The following is an 18,545-nucleotide window of genomic DNA, read 5'->3' as shown; positions in this document are numbered from 1 at the left end:
TTAAGCCGAAAGTTTTACGGAACGCGGTAGAAAATACTCGGAATGCCGTTAGTAAGCGAACGACCGATCGAGTTGAAAATACTTTTCACGCGGTCCTCATTTACCGCCACTATGTCGTTCGGTTCAAGGTACGGGTCGGCGACTTTGCGCTTCTCGATGTCACCGAGGTTGAATAGGAGCTCTTCGCGTTCCAAGCTGCCTTGCTTTTGCCTAAAGATCCGAACATCGGTGCGAGAAGCGGGCTTCAGGCCTTCCGCCGAGGCGATCGCCTGCGTAAGCGTAAGCGGCTCCTTCATTATCACCTGACCCTGTTTGACCACGTGGCCGTAGACATAAACGACGTCAGCCTCGAGGACCGATACAATGTCGCCCGGCAGCATAGGAATATTCTGTTTCGCCTCGAGCACATCCTTAAGGCTGAGATGAACGATCTCAAATTCCGTATCTTCGTCCGAACGTTGTTGCGTCAACCGGCAGTTCGAACGGCTGCCCGTGCGAGCGACTATCAGCCGCGAACCGGCCTTATCGGTCGGCCCACCGGCCTGAGCAAGAAGCTCAAGAAGGCGTATCGGCCGGTTGATGTAGTAATTTGCCGGCTTTTCAACGGCGCCCATTACTGCGAACGACTGAGAGCGTTGCTCTACGGCAATTACGTTGACCTCGGGGTTTCGGAGGTAGTTCTTTGCGTATGCGGTCGCGATCTCATTTGCAAGTTCCCGCTCGCTCTTACAGACGGCGACTATTGGAGCATCGAGCCGAAAAAGAGTTATCGTCCCATTCGGATTAACATTCACCCGCTGATTGAGTTCAGGACGGCGAAATATCTGTATCTCGAGCGTATCCTGAAACCCGATTCGGTATCGTTCCTCTGAGGTCTGAAAAGAAGCCGGGCCAGATGGCGTCGGTGCCGGTTCGCCCTGTGCAAAAAGTTGGTTAGTGCCCAACAAAAAGAAAACTGTTAGCCAAAGTATTGTTCGCATGGAAAACTTCTCCAAGTGGGCAAAATCGCGCATAAATGTCTATCACTACAAACTTCCCTCGAACCTAGCGAAGCCCGAGAGCCGATCGGCGATAAGAATCAATCCCTAAGTCTAACAAAAGACAAGGACTTTGGAAACCGTCATTTTGAAACCGAATTCGTTTTGGCTAAACTCTCCGGAGTACGGATAAGTCATGGACAATGCCACCCCAATGCTTCGGCAATACCTCGAGATCAAGAAGCAGTATCCGGGAACCATTCTCTTTTTCCGCCTCGGTGATTTTTACGAGATGTTCAATGAGGATGCGTTGATCGGCTCGCGGGAACTCCAGATCACGCTGACCGCACGTCAAAAAGAGTCGCCCAACCCTGTTCCGATGTGCGGTATTCCCTACCACGCCGCATCTGGCTATATTTCCAAACTCGTCTCAAAGGGCTACCGCGTTGCGATCTGTGACCAGACCGAACAAGCTTCGAAAGGCACGAAGCTCGTTCGCCGTGAAGTTGTTCGGATCGTTACTCCCGGAACTTCGGTTGATGAACAACTCCAGAGCGATCGCGAACCGATTTTTCTTTCCGCAGCGGTCGAGGTGGACGATGCCGTCGGCGTTGCCTTTTTGGATGTCTCGACCGGCGAGTTCTTCGTCTCGGAATTTGACGGGCCCGATCGTTGGTCACGAGCTCGGGAACGCATCGAGCGGTACGCGCCGAAAGAGCTGATAATGCCAAGCAATAATGCAAAACGATGGGCAGAAGATCTCGGATTTGCTCGCCGCGAGAGTTTGCTCTATCCCGAAACTGAGCAAGACGATGTCCGAGGTACGGAGATAGGTGTGACGCCTGTCAATGAGGATTCATTTGAAACAGCGGCCGCACAGGCGCTTCTTCTTCGAAAGTTCGGGGTTAAGACTTTGGCAGGTTTTGGCATCGAGGGCCGTGCGGGGGCGACCGCTGCAGCCGGAGCATGCCTAGCCTATGCCATCGAAACACGTCGCGATTCCGCCGAGCACATTCTAGGGCTGACGATGCAGGAAGAGAACGATTTCCTGAATCTGGACGTGGTCACGATCGCCAATCTCGAATTGATCGCTGGCCGCGGCGGCTCCGCAAAGTCAAGCTTGCTCGGTGTGATCGACAGCACGGTGACAGGCATGGGGTCCCGGCTCCTTCGCGGCTGGATCATGCGTCCTTCTGTTAAACGAAGTGAGATCGAAACCAGGCTCAACGCGGTCGAGGAACTCGGCGATTCGATCCTCAGGGACAAGGTCCGCTTTCTTCTTAAAAGTGTTTTTGATATCGAACGGCTGGTCGGAAAGCTGGGGATGCCTTCGTTCAATGCCCGTGATCTTCTCGCGATCGGCCGCTCGCTCGGGCAAACTCCCGAATTGAACGCCTCGATCCGCGATGCCCGTTCGCTGCTTCTACAGGTTCTCTCCGAGAACATCCACGAGCTACCCGAGATTCGCGAGCTTATTGCCCAAGCGATCGCTGATGAGCCGCCGGCAAATCTTTCGGACGGAGGTACCATTCGTGCGGGGTTCAACGTGGAGCTCGACGAGATCCGCGGCGTTGCGGGTTCCGTAAAGCAGGCGATTGCCGCGTTTGAAACCAGCGAACGCGAACGAAGCGGTATCCCGACACTCAAAGTGCGGTTCAATAACGTGTTTGGTTATTACATTGAGATTTCCAAGGCCAATCTCTCGAAGGTTCCTGACGACTACGAAAGGAAGCAAACCCTTGCCAATGCCGAACGATTCTCAACGCCGCAGCTTAAGGAATGGGAATCGTCGGTCCTAGGGGCCGAGGAACGAATGATCCGGCTTGAGACCGAGCTGTTCAGCGAAGTTCTAACCGCGGTCCGCAATGAGATCAGAAAGCTGCAGTCCACTGCTCGTGCGATAGCCACTCTGGATGCCCTCGCCGCTCTTGCCGAAACAGCAGCGAAGAGAAATTACGTCCGACCCGTTCTGCATGACGGCGACGAGATCGAGATCAAGAATGGCCGGCATCCTGTGGTCGAGGCTTTTCTCGATGGTTCGTTTGTGCCGAACGATGTTTACCTGAACAATTCGACCGATCGGTTACTCGTGATCACCGGGGCAAATATGGGTGGAAAATCAACGCTTCTTCGACAGGTGGCGTTGATCCAGGTGCTCGCCCAGATCGGCTCGTTTGTCCCAGCGACATCGGCTCGGTTGCCGATAGTTGATCGGGTCTGGACGCGTGTTGGAGCATCTGATGATCTGGCGTCAGGCCGGTCCACCTTCATGGTCGAGATGACCGAAACGGCGGCAATACTGAACAACGCGACGCCTCGGAGCTTGGTTGTTTTGGACGAGATCGGTCGCGGAACATCAACATTTGACGGGCTTGCTATCGCTTGGTCGGTAGCGGAGTTTCTCCATAATTCTCCCGAGCACTCGGCAAAGACGCTTTTTGCCACGCACTATCACGAGCTCGCCGAGCTTGCCGAGCATCTTCCCGGGGCGAAGAACTACCAGATCTCCGCCGTCGAGCGCGATGGCGAGGTCGTCTTTCTTCATAAGCTCCTTCCCGGGCAGGCATCGAAGTCATATGGTATCGCCGTCGCCCGGCTTGCAGGCCTTCCTCGGGAGGTCATCGACAGGGCGAACGAGGTGTTGCAAAAGCTTGAGAAATACGAGCTTGCTGTCTTTTCCGACGAACAAATTTCGGGACTCAAGCGTGCTGCCGGGCGTTCGGCCTCCGCTCAGATGTCGCTCTTTGCTCGGCCGGCAAACAACGAAGCGTCTGAGGATCAGGAGTTATAAACATGGATCGGTCGATCGGAAAAACTTTCTTTATCGGGATTCCGGGCCCTGAGATCGATGCGCAGACTCGAGAACTGCTTGAACGCGTTCGCCCCGGCGGCGTTTGCCTTTTGCCCGTAATATTCGTTCGGCAGAGCAGGTCAATGAGCTTCTGCTTGCGCTCCGAGAGACGGTTGGTTCGCACATAATGTTGAGTGTCGATCAGGAAGGCGGCACTGTCGATCGACTCCGGCGAATCATCGAACCTTTCCCGGCCGCGGACAAGATCAGAAATGCCGAAGACGCTCGCGAACACGGCGCGTTGATCGGACGCGCCTTGCGGCTGCTCGGCTTTAATATGAATTTTGCCCCCGTTGTCGATGTTGCCACCGATGAGCGAAGGGCAAACAATAATGGGTTACGCGGACGTTCTTTCGGAAATTCTGCCGAGGAAGTCGTCGACCTTGCCGGCTCATTTTTGAATGCGATGCAGGCGGAAGGTATCGCCGCTTGCCTGAAACATTTTCCCGGACTCGCTGCTGCAACCGTAGATTCGCACGAGGAACTGCCGGTTGTTCCGATCGGCGAGGAGGAGTTCGGATCGATCGATCTTCACCCGTATCGGCGACTCCTTACGGACTTCGACGTCCGCTTCGTCATGGTCGCTCATGCCGTCTATCCCGAGCTTGCCTTGCAGGAGCTGGACCGAAGTGGCAGACTTTTACCTTCTTCTCTAAGCAGTCTCGTTGTAAATAAGCTGCTCAAGGAAGAATTCGGTTTCAGTGGCGTTGCGATCACTGACGATTTGTTGATGGGTGCGATAACGCGGGACTACGGGCTACCGGAAGCGTGTTTGATGGCGATAAATGCAGGCGAGGATATGTTAGCGATCTGCTCAGAACCTGAACTTATAGTCCGAAGCTACGACCACCTGGAAGCGGGTCTAGAAAATGGTGAGCTATCGCGAGCACACTTTGACGCATCGATTGAAAGGATAGATCGAATTGCTTCGACCCTTGCCGAGCCGATCAAGTTTGACGAGTCGGAATTCGACGAGCTATCAGCGAAGATCGTCGATTTTAAGGCTAGACTCCAGTAAATTCACGTCATAATTGGGAGAGAATATTTTGAGAAAGTTTCTTGTTGTTTTTGTTGTCTTTGTAATGGCGGCCGCAATGGCGTGCCGGCGGGACGGTTCAGAGTACGTAACAATAGCTCTTTCAGAGTCGTTCTCCGGCTTTGATACGTTAACCTCGGATAAATCAGATGCCGCTGCCGAACGCGTGCGCAATCTGATGTTCAATGCTCTCGTAAAAAAGACCGAGAGCTTCGATTACACCGGCGAGATGGCGGAAACCATTGAAACTTCAGAAGACGGCAAGACGATAACATTCAAGCTGCGGCCGAACATCAAGTTCCACAACGGCACCACTTTTACATCCAAGGACGTCAAATACACCTTCGACGAACTTTTCAAGAGTACAGGCTATAAACGTCTGGCATTTTTTGATTCGGTTGACAAACAGCTCGTCGCTCACATTGAAGGAATCGAAACGCCCGACGAAATGACCGTTCTCGTCCGAATCGCACGCCCGGCATTGAAAAACCAGCTGCTTTCGAATCTCGTTGCCATTCCCATAATTCCGGACGGCACCGTTGCAACGCAACGGGAGCTGCCTGTCGGGTCGGGCCCGTTTAAGTTTGTGAAATTTGACCAGTCACAGAGCACGGTCGAGCTAGAAGCTTTTGGCGAATACTGGGAAGGTGCCCCAAAGGTCGCAAAAATACGGGTAAAGACCATTCCGGATGCAAGTGCTCTTCAGGCTGAATTGCAAACTGGAGCGGTAGACGTTGCCCCGCTTCCATCGAACCTGACACCCGATTCGCTGAAAACGCTTGAGGGCCTTCCGAATTTGAATGTTCAACAATTTGACGGCTCAAACATTCAATATCTTGGGCTCAACACACAGTCGGCCCCGTTGAACAATGTGAAAATTCGCCAGGCCATCGGTTATGCTGTCGATCGTGAAAAGATAATCCGCGAACTGCTTTCGGGTCAGGGAAAGATCGCACATTCAATACTTCCCGAGGGCTCTTGGGCTTATTCGCCCGGGACGCAATACACATTCGATCCCGAGCGGGCGAGAAAGCTAATTTCAGAAGCGGGCTACAAGAACGAACCGATCAAGTTCAAATTTGCCGCCGGCAACGCCGCCTACAGCAGCTATGCTCAAGCGATCCAGAACATGCTGGTCGAGGTCGGGTTGAATGTGCAGATCGAAACGCTTGATCCGAACACGATCCGCGAACAGCTCACCCAAGGAAATTTCCAAATGAACACGGGCGTCTGGGTGGGCGGAAATCAAGATCCGATCTTTATGAAGGATCTCTTCACCACCGCCCGCATACCGGGCCCGAACGTTAGTTGCTGTAACCGTAGTCGCTATAGCAATCCTAATGTGGACAAGCTGATCGAACAGGCCGTGAATGAGACCGACCGCGAAAAAGCAAAACAGCTCTACGTCGAAGCCTGGCAGACCATCAGCAACGAACTTCCGCTCTTCCCGCTTTGGTATCCCGCGAATATGGTGATCACAAGCAAGCGGATCGGAAACGTAAAGATCAGCCCGAGCGGAGACTGGAGCTTCATCAAGGACATCACTGTTCAGAATTAGCATGTCCTTATTTCGGTCGAGCGATGCGGCTTGACAAACCACAAGCGGAAAGTAAAATAGGGGATTGCTGTGCGGGAGTAGCTCAGTGGTAGAGCGCAACCTTGCCAAGGTTGAAGTCGCGAGTTCGACCCTCGTCTCCCGCTCCATTTTTTTGAAAGGAGAAATGATAACGGAAAAAGGCTAAAGATGATGGCTTTACCTTTATCCCTTATCATTTCTCCTTTATACTTTTTTAGACGGCGGCGTAGCCAAGTGGTAAGGCAGAGGTCTGCAAAACCTTTATTCATCGGTTCGATTCCGATCGCCGCCTCCAACCCATTATAACCCGAGTACATCGAAATAGTTGAGGCCGCAATTTCCTTCGCATTTCTTTGCTTCATTGCGAGAACCTTTTGCTGAGTTTTAGCGTTTTGAAGTTTGGAGATGTTAGGTGTAGGTGTAGTTGTATGATCCAGCCGCATTCTTCGCTTTCGATGGCTATATTTGATACCGTTTACCACAAAAATGAGAACCTGGGTCACATATCACTTGAATGACGGACGGTTGCGGGCGACCTCGAGCGTTTTCTTTGCAGTTGTTCTCACTGCTTGTGCGTTGAGTGTTACTGCGCAGCAGCCGGTTGTTACACAGCCCAGCATAGTTCAGCCCGGGGCTCCGGGAGAGCCGACCCGCCGGCTTCCGAATGGGACCATCGGCGTGTTGCCGGCGATCACCTCAAAGGACATCGGGTTCATGCAGGGAATGATCGTCCACCACGCACAGGCCGTTGAAATGACCGACATGATCGAATCCAGGACCGAGAACCGCGATATTCGGCTGCTTGGAGAGCGGATCAGCAAATCGCAGGCAGATGAGATGGAGTTTATGAAGAGATGGCTCGAGATTCGGAACCAATCGCCAGAAGGCTCCGCGGCTCACGGCCACGGCGGCCGATCGGGGGGTTCTAAACATTCAATGCCGGGCATGCTTTCCGCGGCCCAGATGAACGAACTCCGAAACGCTAAAGGCAAAGAGTTTGACCGCCTTTTTCTCGTGGGGATGATCCAGCATCACGAAGGAGCATTGGTTATGGTCAAGGACCTTTTTGAAACTGCCGGAGCCGGTCAGGATGCCGAACTCTTCAACTTCGCCACCGATGTCGATAGCGGACAACGTGCCGAGATCAAAACAATGGAAACTTTGTTAACGAGAATGCCGTAAATGCTTAATCATGAGTAAAGTGCAATCGATCAAATCGCTTATTATCTTCGCCTGCATGGTGCTGGTTGTTTCCGGCTCACAGGCGATCATTGCCCAAAACGGCGCGAAGCCCGAGCTTCCCGCCGGTATGAAGGGAGCTAACGTCAATGACCCGCGGGCAAAGCTTAAACCCGGCCTCTTCGACGCTGGCGAGGCTGCCGTTGGGATAAAGCACATATCGCTTCTGAAGAAGCCTGCAGCCTTCGAGCTCGGCATCGATCCCGAAGCGCCAAAGGTCGGAACTGCCCTTAAAGCCCTTGGAGTTCCCGATATGAGCATGGTTCCGGTCGCAATGCGGCTCTCTTTTGCAGGGCTGGCGTTTGCGAATTCGGACCTCGCCTTTCAGGGCGATCGGCTCTTTTTGGGAAATTTCTACGGCGTCAATATTTACGACATTTCGAACCCCGCCGATACCAAGCTATTGACCTCGATGGTCTGCCCCGGCGGACAGGGCGACGTCTCGGTCCACAAAAATCTGATGTTCATGTCGGTTGAAATGCCGAATGGCCGCCTAGATTGCGGTGAGCAAGGCTTCCCGGCGACAGGCGCACCCGGCGGTAATGGGCCTCCGGCGGCAAACAAGGACCGCTTCCGTGGAGTTCGGATTTTTGATATCAGCGACATAACGAGCCCGAAACAGGTTGGAGCTGTCCAAACATGCCGTGGCTCGCACACCCATACTCTTGTCGTTGACCCGAAGGACAAGGACAACGTTTACATCTACGTTTCCGGAACTTCTTTCGTAAGGCCGGGAGAGGAACTAGAGGGTTGCTCCGGCGGACCGCCTGACAAGGACCCGAATACTGCTCTTTTCCGGATCGAAGTCATCAAGGTGCCGTTGAAGGCTCCGCAGAACTCGAAGGTGGTCTCATCGCCGCGTATCTTTGGCGATCCCGCGACCGGTGCGATCAATGCGCTCAATGACGGTGGTTCGCATGAGTCCAAAGGGCGTCCGCAAGAGACGAATCAATGTCACGACATCACGGTCTATTCTGAGATCGGACTCGCGGCCGGGGCATGTGCCGGGAATGGTATTTTGCTCGACATCAAGGATCCGGCAAACCCGAAACGTGTTGAGGCCGTCAACGACCCGAACTACGCGTATTGGCACTCTGCAATGTTCTCTAACGACGGCAAAAAGGTCGTCTTCACGGACGAATGGGGCGGCGGAATGGGCCCGCGTTGCCGTGAGAGCGACCCGGACAAATGGGGAGCAAATGCACTTTTTCACCTCAATGGCACCGATCTTGAGTTCAAGAGCTATTACAAATTGCCGGCGGCTCAGTCTGCGACCGAAAACTGCGTAGCCCACAACGGTTCGCTGATCCCGGTTCCCGGACGCGACATCAAAGTTCAGTCGTGGTACCAGGGCGGAATATCGTTGATGGAATTCACGGATACCGCAAATCCGACCGAGATCGGATATTTCGACCGTGGCCCCATCAACGACAAGATGCTCGTGATGGGCGGGTCGTGGTCGGCGTATTGGTACAACGGCCGCATTTATTCATCGGAGATCGCTCGCGGGCTCGATATTTTCGAACTCACCCCGACCGAGTTTCTCACACAGAATGAGATCGACGCTGCCAAGACTGTTAAGTATGCGCAGTTCAACGTCCAGAATCAGGAGAGGATCGTTTGGCCGCGAAGCGTGGTCGTTGCTAAGGCGTTCGTAGATCAACTCGAGCGATCGAAAGCGATCTCCACCGAGCAGATCGCCGGACTCCGCGAAGCACTCGGATCGGCCGAGGCCTCTAAGCTCGACAAGAAATCGAAGTCGCGGTTGAAGGGCTTCGCATCGTCTCTTGGGAAAGTGAAGGGAGCGGATGAGGTCAATTCGGCACGAATCCGGGAATTGGTAGCTATCCTAAAGAACCCTGTGATGTAACTTTAGCAAATATGCTGTCGGTTGAGCGGGGCTGTCGGAAACGACAGCCTCGTTTTCATTTCGGCTCATTGCAGGTCTTCGAGCAATGCAGTCGCGGCTCGCTTGCCGGAGACCATCGCACCCTGTATTGAGGCATTTTCGATATGGTCGCCGCAAATGTAGACGCCCGGTCGAATTCTAACTTCCCTCTCCGGCGGTGAAAGGGCGGGAGGCTCTTGAGCAGGAAGAGCGAATTCGATCGAATAGGTTCTGAGATGTTTCCAGTCATTTACCTCGCTCCCAAACCAATCACTCAGTTGTTCGCTCACTTCGGTGAGGAATGCATCCGAATCGTGCCCGGTCCCGAGAATGGTTACCGACGCAAGGTCTGTTCCCTCCGGGCCGTAGCTCGATGCGACCCGTGTCGGGAAACAAAGGTTGTTTATCGGGCCTTTCCCTTCACCGTTGATCACTAATACGGCTTCGGTCAAAGGCGCAATCGGAACCGAAAAATAAACACAGGTGACGCCGACGCCCTTTCGAACCTTCTGATCGCCAAACAGTTTCGCCGCGTTGAGAGCGTCGGTAGCAACAACGATTGCCGAGGCCTCGAGCCTTTCGCCGTTATCTAGAACTACCGCACCTTCTTCTATGCTGCTTACGGTCGTACTCAACCGCAACTTAGAACTCGGAAGTTTGTCCGCCAATGCTCGCGGGATCGCCTCCATACCCTCAGCCGGGAGGCAAGCATTACCGGTCGAGAACATTTGAAATACGAAGTCGAACATCCTGCTCGAGGTCTTAAGTTCGCTTTCGAGAAAAATACCGCCGAGGAATGGCCGAAAGAACCGCTCTATCATCGGATCAGAAAATCCGGCCGAACGAAGGCGTTCGAGCGTTGTAGTTTCTTCGCGGGCAAAAAGCTTGGTGGTCGAATCCTTGAGCACATCCGCCCGCAGAAATGCGACCCGAAGCTTATCGAGCAGGCTTCCGATCGGCGAGAAGACCGTCGGGATCGCTTCCAAAGGCCGGCGAAACGGGTCAGTTACCGAGTGGAACTCTCCGCCGAACCGCACCTTCGCCCCCGGAAGAAATTTCTGGAGCTTTAAGTCGCGGAGCTCTAGTCGGCGGCTTACTTCAGGATAGCTATCGAGAAGGACCTGAAATCCCCGGTCAAGCTTGAAGCCGTCAACGATGTCCGTCTTTATTCGCCCGCCGACCCGGTCAGATGAGTCAATGAGAACGAAGTCGTGCCCCGCATCAGCTAATTCAAGTGCACAGCAGATGCCCGCCAAACCGGCCCCGATGATCACAACAGGCTTTGTCATAAAATTAGTAAGTGTCCCGGTTGCACCTCGCCTAAACGGATTGCAGCGTGACAGCCAAACCGAATCAGCGTTAGTTTCGATGCCGGACCTTGTCGGGTTTCAGTTCCCCGTACTTTTCTTTTCCCAAGGTCTCGCTTACGATTATTCTACTCGCGGTCGCGGGGAATAAATAAGCGAATCAATTTCAGATAGGCCGACAGATGCAACCTCTCCAACCATTATATCCGTTGATCCTCGAGCCCACGTGGCTCCCGGCGGTCATCATCTTCGCTTTTGGTGCCGTGGTCGGGAGTTTCCTGAACGTTGTCATCCATCGTGTCCCGAATGAACAGTCGATCGTCTTTCCAAACTCGGCCTGCCCCAAATGTTCCGCGGCGATCAAGCCTTACGACAACATTCCTGTTCTCAGTTGGCTGATACTCGGAGGGAAATGCCGCAACTGTAAAGCCCCGATCTCGGTTCGCTACCCGGCGGTGGAGTTGCTCAACGCTCTTCTCTGGCTTTCGGCATTCTGGTTTTTCGGGCTCACCGCATTTCTTCCGGTCGCGCTGATCTTTCTAACCGTTACGGTCGTGCTCGTCTTCATCGATGCCGAACACATGATCTTGCCAAATGTGATCACCTATCCGTTCGTGATATTTGCCATTTTGGTCAGGATCGCATTTCCTATGATGGCCGGGAGTTCCTATTTCCCCGATACCTTTTCGTACCCGATTTCCGAGCTTGCCGGACAGTCGCCTGTTCTCGTTTCGCTTGCTGGAGCCGTGCTGGGAGCACTCGCCGGCGGCGGAATTCTCTGGGCGATCGGAGCGGCATGGAAGCGATTGCGTGGCGTTGACGCGATGGGCCTCGGCGATGTAAAGATGATGCTCGGCTACGGCGCTCTTCTTGGGTGGCGGCTCGCGTTTCTCGCGATCTTCATCGCTGCATTTGCCGGAGCGGTCGCTGGCGTCGGTATGATCCTCATCAAGCGAGACCGAAACTTTCAGGCACAGATCCCGTTTGGCATCTTTCTCGGCATCGGTTCTGTCGCAGCCCTGTTTTTCGGGGAAACAATTATATCGTGGTATCTCGGACAGTTCGCCTATTAAATGCTAAGCCGCCTGTTTGGCTCCCTTTTCAAAGCACGCAGCGGAACAGAACAGCGGCCCGTTGCCAACCCTTATCATCTTCGTTTCCGGGTGCCAGCTTCCGCACTTCATGCATCTCGCGAGCTTAGAGGACTCGGCCTCTTGCCCAAGGCTGTTCGGCCCATTCGGAAATCCGCCCGAACGAATCTCCTTAAGCGCTTTCCAGACGCCGTAGATGGTCTTGATCTGCTTCCGATAGCGGAAGGCGGAAATCGCGAACAAGACCAAGATCACCGCGAGGATTATTAGAGCTTCTCTCATTGTGCCGCCGCGGGAGGTTGCAACAAAAGACTTTCGAGTTCCTTGACCACCGGGCTGCCGGGGTTAGCCTGACGAAGCTGTTGCAGCGTCACCGACGCACGTTCCCCCTGTCCGGCCTGCCAATATGCCCGTGTCAGAAACTGGAGAGCCTTTTCCTGTTTAGGATTATCGCGTAGAACTGCCTCAAACTCCTTTATCGCGTTCGTATTGTCAGGCGGCGATTGTAGAAAATAGGTGAGCGCATAATCAGTCCTGACCTCGACGTCATTTGGGCGGGCATCGAGCGCCAAACGATAGTACTTGCGAGCTTCCACGAATGGCTCGTTCTTCTTTTCGAAATAGCCCACGTCGAAATGGGAGTTCCCGAGCGCGACTTTGATCTGATAGTCATTCGGATTCAGGCCCAAGGCTCGCTCGAGCAGGCGCGATGATTCGCGAAGCAAGGCTGTGTCCTGCTGCATTGCAGCATAACGATATAGCCCGAGGCCAAGGTCACGCTGGAATGCAAAATTATCGGGTGTCGCGTCGGCCTCGGCGATCTTAGCGCGAATCTCGTCATCCGAGAGCGTGCTTTCGTTTGCGCTATTGTTTGCCGCTGCGGGATCTGCCGTCGACTTTTGAAGCTTGCTTTGTAGAGACGCGACCTCAGAGCGATTCAACGCATTTGCCACAAGAAAGCCGCCGATGAAGCTCAGAAAGACGGAAATAACTGATATTGCGATATACCTTGTCGGCATCACCTAATCGTATCAAACTCGGATGGCCAAAATAAAAGCGGCCGCCATGTTTCGGCAGCCGCTCCAAAAACGTGTCACTTTTCATCTGAGTCTGGCGGAATATACGGAAGGTCACCTGCCCGCCGACGGGTTGGCGGGTCGGTTGAACGCCTTCGAGGTATGGTCGTGTCATTACGCCGATCGACGCTGCCGGCGGGAAGGCCTTTGCCGTGGACCGCTTCGACCAAAATGCGTGTTATTTCCTGTGAAAGAGTTCTGTGCTCCGCGGCGGCACGGCGCCGAAGCGATTCCTTGAGTTCATTGGGGACATACGCCCCGATGAAAACTCCCTTTCGATTAGCCATAGATGTTGTTTATTCTCCGGTCTTAGTGAAAAGGCCCATTGGCGGAACAGCCTGTAAGCCGAATTCTGTATCCGCAAGCGGATGACGGCCATTCATCTAGGCCGGCGATCACTCGCCGGCTCCAGCAACCTACCCGGAAACGTCCGCGTTGCCGCGTTACAGGCGGGCCGCCCGAAAACGTTTCCCTATTTGGTCTTGCACCGCGAGGAGTTTGCCTGGCCGTACCTGTTACCAGATACGCCGGTGGGCTCTTACCCCACCGTTTCACCCATCACCCGTGAGGGCTGGTCTTTTCTCTGTTGCACTTGTCGTCACCCGCTTACGCGGGCGCCCGGATGTTATCCGGCTCGCTGCCCTTTGGTGTTCGGACTTTCCTCCCTAACAAAAATGTTACGGCGGCCGTCCGGCTGCTCCGCCTCAGGCAATCGGAAGTATAGCAAAAATGTTGAACAGTTGTAATCGCCCTTTATCGCTTTTTCCAACTTTTCGTGTTGGGTCAGCTGATTCCCGGAAAAAGGTGAGACCACTTATCACGATGCTGCTCGCGGATCTGCGTTTCGATCTCCTTCGCGCTCGCCAACTTCAGCACGCGGCGGGCGAGGGCTTGAGCTTCTTCGAATGCGATCGACCCAATAACGCGCCGGACCTCCGGCAGTGAGTTCGCATTCATGCTAAGCTCCTCAGCCCCCATTCCGACCAAAAGAGGCACGTAGAACGGCGAGCCGGCCATCTCTCCGCAGATCGAGACCGGCCGATCTCCTCGCTTTCCGGCCTCGATCACATCGCGAACAGTTCGGAGTACCGCCGGATGGAGCGTTTGATACCAACCGGCGACATTTTCATTGTCTCGGTCCGCCGCGAGGAGATACTGGATAAGATCGTTAGTGCCGAGGCAAAAGAAATCTGCAACCGAGCAAAGGTCGTCCGCAAGGATCGCCGCCCCCGGCACTTCTATCATAATGCCGACCTTTGGTTCGCCGATCGGTACGTCTTTTTCCTTTAAGCTCTCTGCAACCCTCGCAATTAATCCGCGAACCGAATGGACCTCGCCAAGATCTCCAACCATCGGAAGCACAATATTCAAAGGCCCAATTGCCGCCGCCCGCAGAAGCGCCCTGATCTGTTTAACGAACTCGCTTTCAAAACTAAGACTCAGACGAATACCCCGAAGGCCAAGTGCCGGGTTACGTTCGCGATCCTCGTGGCGTCCGGATATTTGTCCGACACCAATATCAAAAGTTCGAATATTGACCGTTTCGCCATCAGAAGCGGCCACCAACGAGCTGTATGCGTCGAACTGCTGGGCCTCGGTTGGATATCGGCCGTACTGCCCGATCAGGAATTCGGACCGAAAAAGCCCGATACCGCACGCCCCCATTCGTTTGGCCACCGAAAGCCCGTTGACCGAATCTAGATTTGAGGTGAGCCTGATCAAATGGCCGTCCAGCGTTCTCGCAGGTTCCGCCGGTTCAGTTGATGATCTCTTGATCGTAGGCGGCTTCGGTTGCCGCGACCGATATTCTCTCTCTGTCTCAGCGGTCGGATTAAGAACCACCTCGCCGCGATAGCCATCGACGATGATGCGATCGCCGTTCCGAAGATGCCGCAGTATCTTCCGAAGGCCTGTAACAGCGGGAATATCGAGCTCGCGGGCGAGGATGTACGCGTGCGACGTCCACCCGCCATGTTCGGTGACGATCGCGATCGGCCGGTTCTCACCAAACTCGATCATTGTCGATGGCCGGATCTCTTTTGCCGCAAGCACGGAATCCGGAGGAAGCCTCATCGGCGACCTTCGTCGTCCGCCCAAAGCTGATTGAATTCGCTCGGCGATGTCCAAAATATCCGCGGCCCTTTCTCGAATATTCGAATTATCAAGCGAGCGGTATTGGATAAGGTAGGAGTCCGTGACGGACTTGACCGCCCATTCGGCGTTCACAAGGTCGTGTTCGATCGAATTCTCGATCTTCGAGAGGAAGGTGTGGTCTTCGAGTACTAGAAGATGTGTATCGAGGATCCCTTCGGCGATCGCATTGAGGCCCGAATTATCGGAGCGAATCAGCCGTTGAATTTGATGTTTCGCCGTCGAGATCGCCGATTGCAGCCGGCGTATCTCGCCCTGAACGGAGCTTTCCGGAATGGAAACGCGAAAGAACTGCCGCCTTTCTCCATAAAGCGAGACGATCTGCCCGACCGCAAAACCGCGGGACACAGCCCTGCCTCTATACCTGACTTGGTTCTTATGGCCGGGTCGGTCGCTCACTATGTTCGCATCGAAATAAAGGCGGAATACTAGCTTCCGAAGTTAATTCCGCCGCTTGATTGCGACGGGAAAAAGGGCTTGAGCATCCCGGCAAACGCAGCAAGATTTCTTGTCTGGATCAAGATCTCACCTGGCCCGGAAAACTCTGCAACGAGGCCTTCGCCACTAGCCAGACTCCTGAAGAAACCGGCCTTTGAAGCTTTTCGGAGGTTATACTGCATATGGCCTTCCCAGGCGACCAAATGCCCCGTATCGACCACATAACCCTCGCCGGGAGCCAGAACCCGCCGATATATCGCTCCAAATGAGGAGATCAGCAACAAACCCGTTCCGCCTACCTCAAGAAGGAAAAGGCCTTCGCCACCGAAAAACGATTTCGCTCCGCCAAATTTGGTCTCGACCGCAAGACTCGTGTCACCGGCAAGATATGAACTGGACTGCACCTTGAACTGCTGATTCCGCATTTCGATCCCGACAATATCGCCGGGCGTGCCGGGAGCAAGTGCAACTTCGCCGGCCCCGCCTTGGGCCGTAAACGTCGATACAAATGCAGATTCGCCTCCAACTGCGCGTTTCAAGGCCCCAAAGACGCCACCCTTCATCTGCGAGCTAAGGTCCACATTAGAAGACATCGAGACCATCGCCCCAGCCTCGGCGTTGATCGACTGGCCGGAATCGAGCTTAACGAGCGCCAGAGCGAATGAGCCCGCATGGGCGATCTCCCAGGTGTAACCTCGGCCCTGGCCCCGGCCATCCTGATCAAAATGAAACGTCTCGTTGTTACGTGGCGGTGGCGCCCCGATAACCGGCGGTGCACCGACGACTGGCGGCGGTTCGGATGCCACGAGGGTGAAGCCGCATGACCCGCAAAATCGTGCGTTTGCAGCTAAATCAGCAGTACATTTTGGACAATTCATTGATTCTTATACTCCGGAACGCTTGATAATGATAGAGCTTGCTTCTGCAGCATCTGCTGCAAAATCTAAAAGACCGACGTCCTTCTTTGATACGACGAGTTCCTGCTCCCAGTTCGCAACAACGTTGCGCCAGCATTCGCCGACAAGCACTAGGGGGCGCGGTGACAAGACATTCGTCTGAAGCTTATTCCAGACGAGCGAGATCTCGGTAACAGTACCCATCCCGCCCCGAAACGCGACGAACCCGATCGATCGTGTGATCAGGTTCTGAAGTCGGTCGTAAAAATGGTCGGTGGCAACCTTGTCGGTGAGAAACCGGTTCGGTTCAGAGCGGAACTGATTCATCACGATGCCGAAAACCCTTCCGCCGGCCTCGCGGGCACCTTTCGAGGCGGCTTCCATAACGCCGAGATAGCCACCGGTGCAGATCGCGAAGCCCGCTTCAGCTAATCGTTTCCCTAAAGCGTAAGCTTCCTGATATTCCTCGGAATCTGCGGTGCATTTCGAGCCACCAAAGATCGTCACCATTTTCTCCGCAGCAGTTTCGGGCACAAAGAATTTCCTCCAAAAATAAAAGGCTACAGCAAAATTATATCGGATACGGCATCTGCTTCAAATCAGTTTGGCGGAAAGGAACGTTCCGCCTCTTCAGGAGTGAGATTACCGGCCTGATGTATCGCCTTCACCGTATTCGTCAAGACCAGAAGCACGAGGCCGATAAGGAAGAAGGCAATCAATGCGAGTATTGCATGGCGATATGAGCCTGTTACGCCAATTACGACGGCGAACACCGCATTTCCGAGCCATGATGTGCCTTTTTCTGAGATCTCATAGATCCCGAAAAAAGCTGATTCTCGTTCCTTCGGGATCATTTGAGAATAGAGCGACCTCGAAAGTGCTTGCGTGCTGCCAAGAACGCTGCCTATGAATGCAGCCATAATGAGGGCTTGCGTAAGCGTTTCAAGGAACCCATAAGCGTAAATAACTATTCCACACCAGATCACAAGGCTAGCAATGATCGTTCGCTTTGCCCCGATGAACCGCGAAAGGTATTCGAAACCGATCGCTCCGATCAGCGCCGCGACCTGGGCAACCACGAAGATTCCCAAAAGAAAAGTCTGGTCGGTCTCGAGCCCGCGGGAAACGAAAAGTTCCTGCGAAAGGAAAACAGAGCTATTAAGGATAACCGTCTGAATGCCGTCGTTATAAAACAGATATGCGATCAGGAACAAAAGAGTGTATCGAAGGCCGGAAAGCTCTTTTACTGTTTTGCCGAGTTCCTTGAAACCTGCGCTGAAGAGATTCTGGCCGTCTTTGCGCTCCCTCTTTTGGTTGCGGTTCTTTAAAAGCTTAAACGTTACGATAGCGAACAGGCCCCACCAGAGGGAGGCTGCCAGCATTGAGATCCGAACGGCGGTGCCCTCTGTGATGCCGAGACTCGGGGCAAACTGGATCAATGCAATGTTGAGGAAGAGCATTATTATCCCGCCCAGATATCCGGCGGCGTAGCCATGGCTCGAAACGCGGTCGCGGCGATCCTCTGTGGTGATATCGATGAGAAAAGCGTTATAAAAAACATTCGTCGCGGCGAACGAAATGTTTGCAACAATTAGGGCGACACATCCCCAAAGATAATCATCGCCGGTAACGAAAAACAGCAGCGAACTCGCGATAACACCCGTATAACAGAACGCGGCCATCATTCGCTTCTTTAGATTCGTATAGTCGGCGATCGATCCAAGCAGCGGAAGCAGGAAGACTTGGGCGAATACAGAAACACCTAACGTTGAGGTGAAAAGGTTATCCGCAGTTATTGAAGCATACCCGCCGAGGGATAGCACTGTTCCCCCGCGTCCGACGTCATTTTGGGCAAGAGCCGTGATATACGGGCCCAAGAGTACGCTGACAACCGTGGTATAAAAGGCCGAATTTGCCCAGTCGTAGGTGATCCATCCAAAGATCTCTCTCTTGTCGTTCTTGTCTGACATCGGTTTGGCCTTCGAGATGTTAGCAGATTAACGATATCGGAGCTAAGGC

General features: G+C 53.9%; 15 protein-coding genes, 2 tRNA genes and 1 other RNA gene. 8 read left to right on the top strand and 10 right to left on the bottom strand.

Going from position 1 to position 18,545, the window contains the following annotated elements; all coding sequences use genetic code 11:
* Positions 1 to 14: 14 nt before the first annotated feature.
* A complete protein-coding gene (locus tag IPM21_17110; GenBank protein MBK9165590.1) occupies positions 15 to 980 on the bottom strand; it encodes an SLBB domain-containing protein in 966 nt (321 codons plus the stop codon).
* A gap of 193 nt (positions 981 to 1,173) precedes the next feature.
* On the opposite strand from IPM21_17110, the gene mutS reads away from it, so the two are divergent.
* The 7 genes from mutS to IPM21_17075 all read left to right on the top strand — a co-directional run bounded on the left by mutS (position 1,174) and on the right by IPM21_17075 (position 9,549).
* Positions 1,174 to 3,768 carry a DNA mismatch repair protein MutS gene (mutS, locus tag IPM21_17105; protein ID MBK9165589.1) on the top strand — a complete coding sequence of 865 codons (2,595 nt, stop codon included), beginning with the start codon at positions 1,174 to 1,176 and terminating at the stop codon, positions 3,766 to 3,768.
* Between the two features lie 103 nt (positions 3,769 to 3,871).
* Positions 3,872 to 4,846 carry a hypothetical protein gene (locus IPM21_17100; protein MBK9165588.1) on the top strand — a complete coding sequence of 325 codons (975 nt, stop codon included), beginning with the start codon at positions 3,872 to 3,874 and terminating at the stop codon, positions 4,844 to 4,846.
* Positions 4,847 to 4,874: 28 nt separating this feature from the next.
* Positions 4,875 to 6,422, top strand: coding sequence for an ABC transporter substrate-binding protein (locus IPM21_17095; GenBank protein ID MBK9165587.1), 1,548 nt, complete (start codon positions 4,875 to 4,877; stop codon positions 6,420 to 6,422).
* A 71-nt stretch (positions 6,423 to 6,493) separates the two neighbouring features.
* Positions 6,494 to 6,568 (top strand) — tRNA-Gly (locus tag IPM21_17090).
* Between the two features lie 92 nt (positions 6,569 to 6,660).
* Positions 6,661 to 6,735: transfer RNA gene (locus tag IPM21_17085), tRNA-Cys, on the top strand.
* Positions 6,736 to 6,926: 191 nt separating this feature from the next.
* Complete coding sequence (locus IPM21_17080) at positions 6,927 to 7,622, top strand: DUF305 domain-containing protein (GenBank protein MBK9165586.1); 696 nt, start codon at positions 6,927 to 6,929, stop codon at positions 7,620 to 7,622.
* A 10-nt stretch (positions 7,623 to 7,632) separates the two neighbouring features.
* Positions 7,633 to 9,549: a hypothetical protein gene (locus IPM21_17075; protein ID MBK9165585.1), complete on the top strand. Its 1,917-nt coding sequence runs from the start codon at positions 7,633 to 7,635 to the stop codon at positions 9,547 to 9,549.
* Positions 9,550 to 9,614: 65 nt separating this feature from the next.
* Here the strand turns inward: IPM21_17075 and IPM21_17070 are convergent, their stop codons facing one another.
* Positions 9,615 to 10,856, bottom strand: a complete 1,242-nt coding sequence (locus IPM21_17070) for an FAD-dependent oxidoreductase (protein MBK9165584.1) — start codon at positions 10,854 to 10,856, stop codon at positions 9,615 to 9,617.
* Positions 10,857 to 11,056: 200 nt separating this feature from the next.
* Here IPM21_17070 and IPM21_17065 point away from each other — a divergent pair, with 200 nt between their 5' ends.
* Positions 11,057 to 11,947, top strand: coding sequence for a prepilin peptidase (locus IPM21_17065; GenBank protein ID MBK9165583.1), 891 nt, complete (start codon positions 11,057 to 11,059; stop codon positions 11,945 to 11,947).
* Positions 11,948 to 11,950: 3 nt separating this feature from the next.
* Here IPM21_17065 and IPM21_17060 read toward each other — a convergent pair whose 3' ends face one another.
* From IPM21_17060 to IPM21_17025, 8 genes are all read right to left on the bottom strand, one after another.
* Positions 11,951 to 12,247, bottom strand: coding sequence for a hypothetical protein (locus IPM21_17060; protein ID MBK9165582.1), 297 nt, complete (start codon positions 12,245 to 12,247; stop codon positions 11,951 to 11,953).
* A complete protein-coding gene (locus IPM21_17055; protein ID MBK9165581.1) occupies positions 12,244 to 12,984 on the bottom strand; it encodes a tetratricopeptide repeat protein in 741 nt (246 codons plus the stop codon). Before IPM21_17055 ends, IPM21_17060 begins: the two co-directional genes overlap by 4 nt.
* 74 nt (positions 12,985 to 13,058) lie before the next feature.
* Positions 13,059 to 13,328 (bottom strand): hypothetical protein, encoded by a 270-nt coding sequence (locus IPM21_17050; protein MBK9165580.1) that lies wholly within the window; start codon positions 13,326 to 13,328, stop codon positions 13,059 to 13,061.
* A gap of 38 nt (positions 13,329 to 13,366) precedes the next feature.
* Positions 13,367 to 13,743, bottom strand: an RNA gene (rnpB, locus tag IPM21_17045) — RNase P RNA component class A.
* An 81-nt stretch (positions 13,744 to 13,824) separates the two neighbouring features.
* Positions 13,825 to 15,540 carry a phosphoenolpyruvate--protein phosphotransferase gene (gene ptsP, locus IPM21_17040; GenBank protein MBK9165579.1) on the bottom strand — a complete coding sequence of 572 codons (1,716 nt, stop codon included), beginning with the start codon at positions 15,538 to 15,540 and terminating at the stop codon, positions 13,825 to 13,827.
* An 80-nt stretch (positions 15,541 to 15,620) separates the two neighbouring features.
* On the bottom strand, positions 15,621 to 16,508 hold the full coding sequence (locus IPM21_17035) for a TIGR00266 family protein (protein MBK9165578.1): 888 nt from the start codon (positions 16,506 to 16,508) through the stop codon (positions 15,621 to 15,623).
* A 6-nt stretch (positions 16,509 to 16,514) separates the two neighbouring features.
* A complete protein-coding gene (locus tag IPM21_17030; protein ID MBK9165577.1) occupies positions 16,515 to 17,060 on the bottom strand; it encodes an LOG family protein in 546 nt (181 codons plus the stop codon).
* Between the two features lie 65 nt (positions 17,061 to 17,125).
* A complete protein-coding gene (locus IPM21_17025) occupies positions 17,126 to 18,496 on the bottom strand; it encodes an MFS transporter (GenBank protein ID MBK9165576.1) in 1,371 nt (456 codons plus the stop codon).
* Between the last annotated feature and the right edge of the window lie 49 nt (positions 18,497 to 18,545).

The sequence above is a fragment of the Acidobacteriota bacterium genome (assembly GCA_016716435.1).
GTDB lineage: Bacteria > Acidobacteriota > Blastocatellia > Pyrinomonadales > Pyrinomonadaceae > OLB17.
This window is presented reverse-complemented; position numbering and strand designations above follow the sequence as displayed.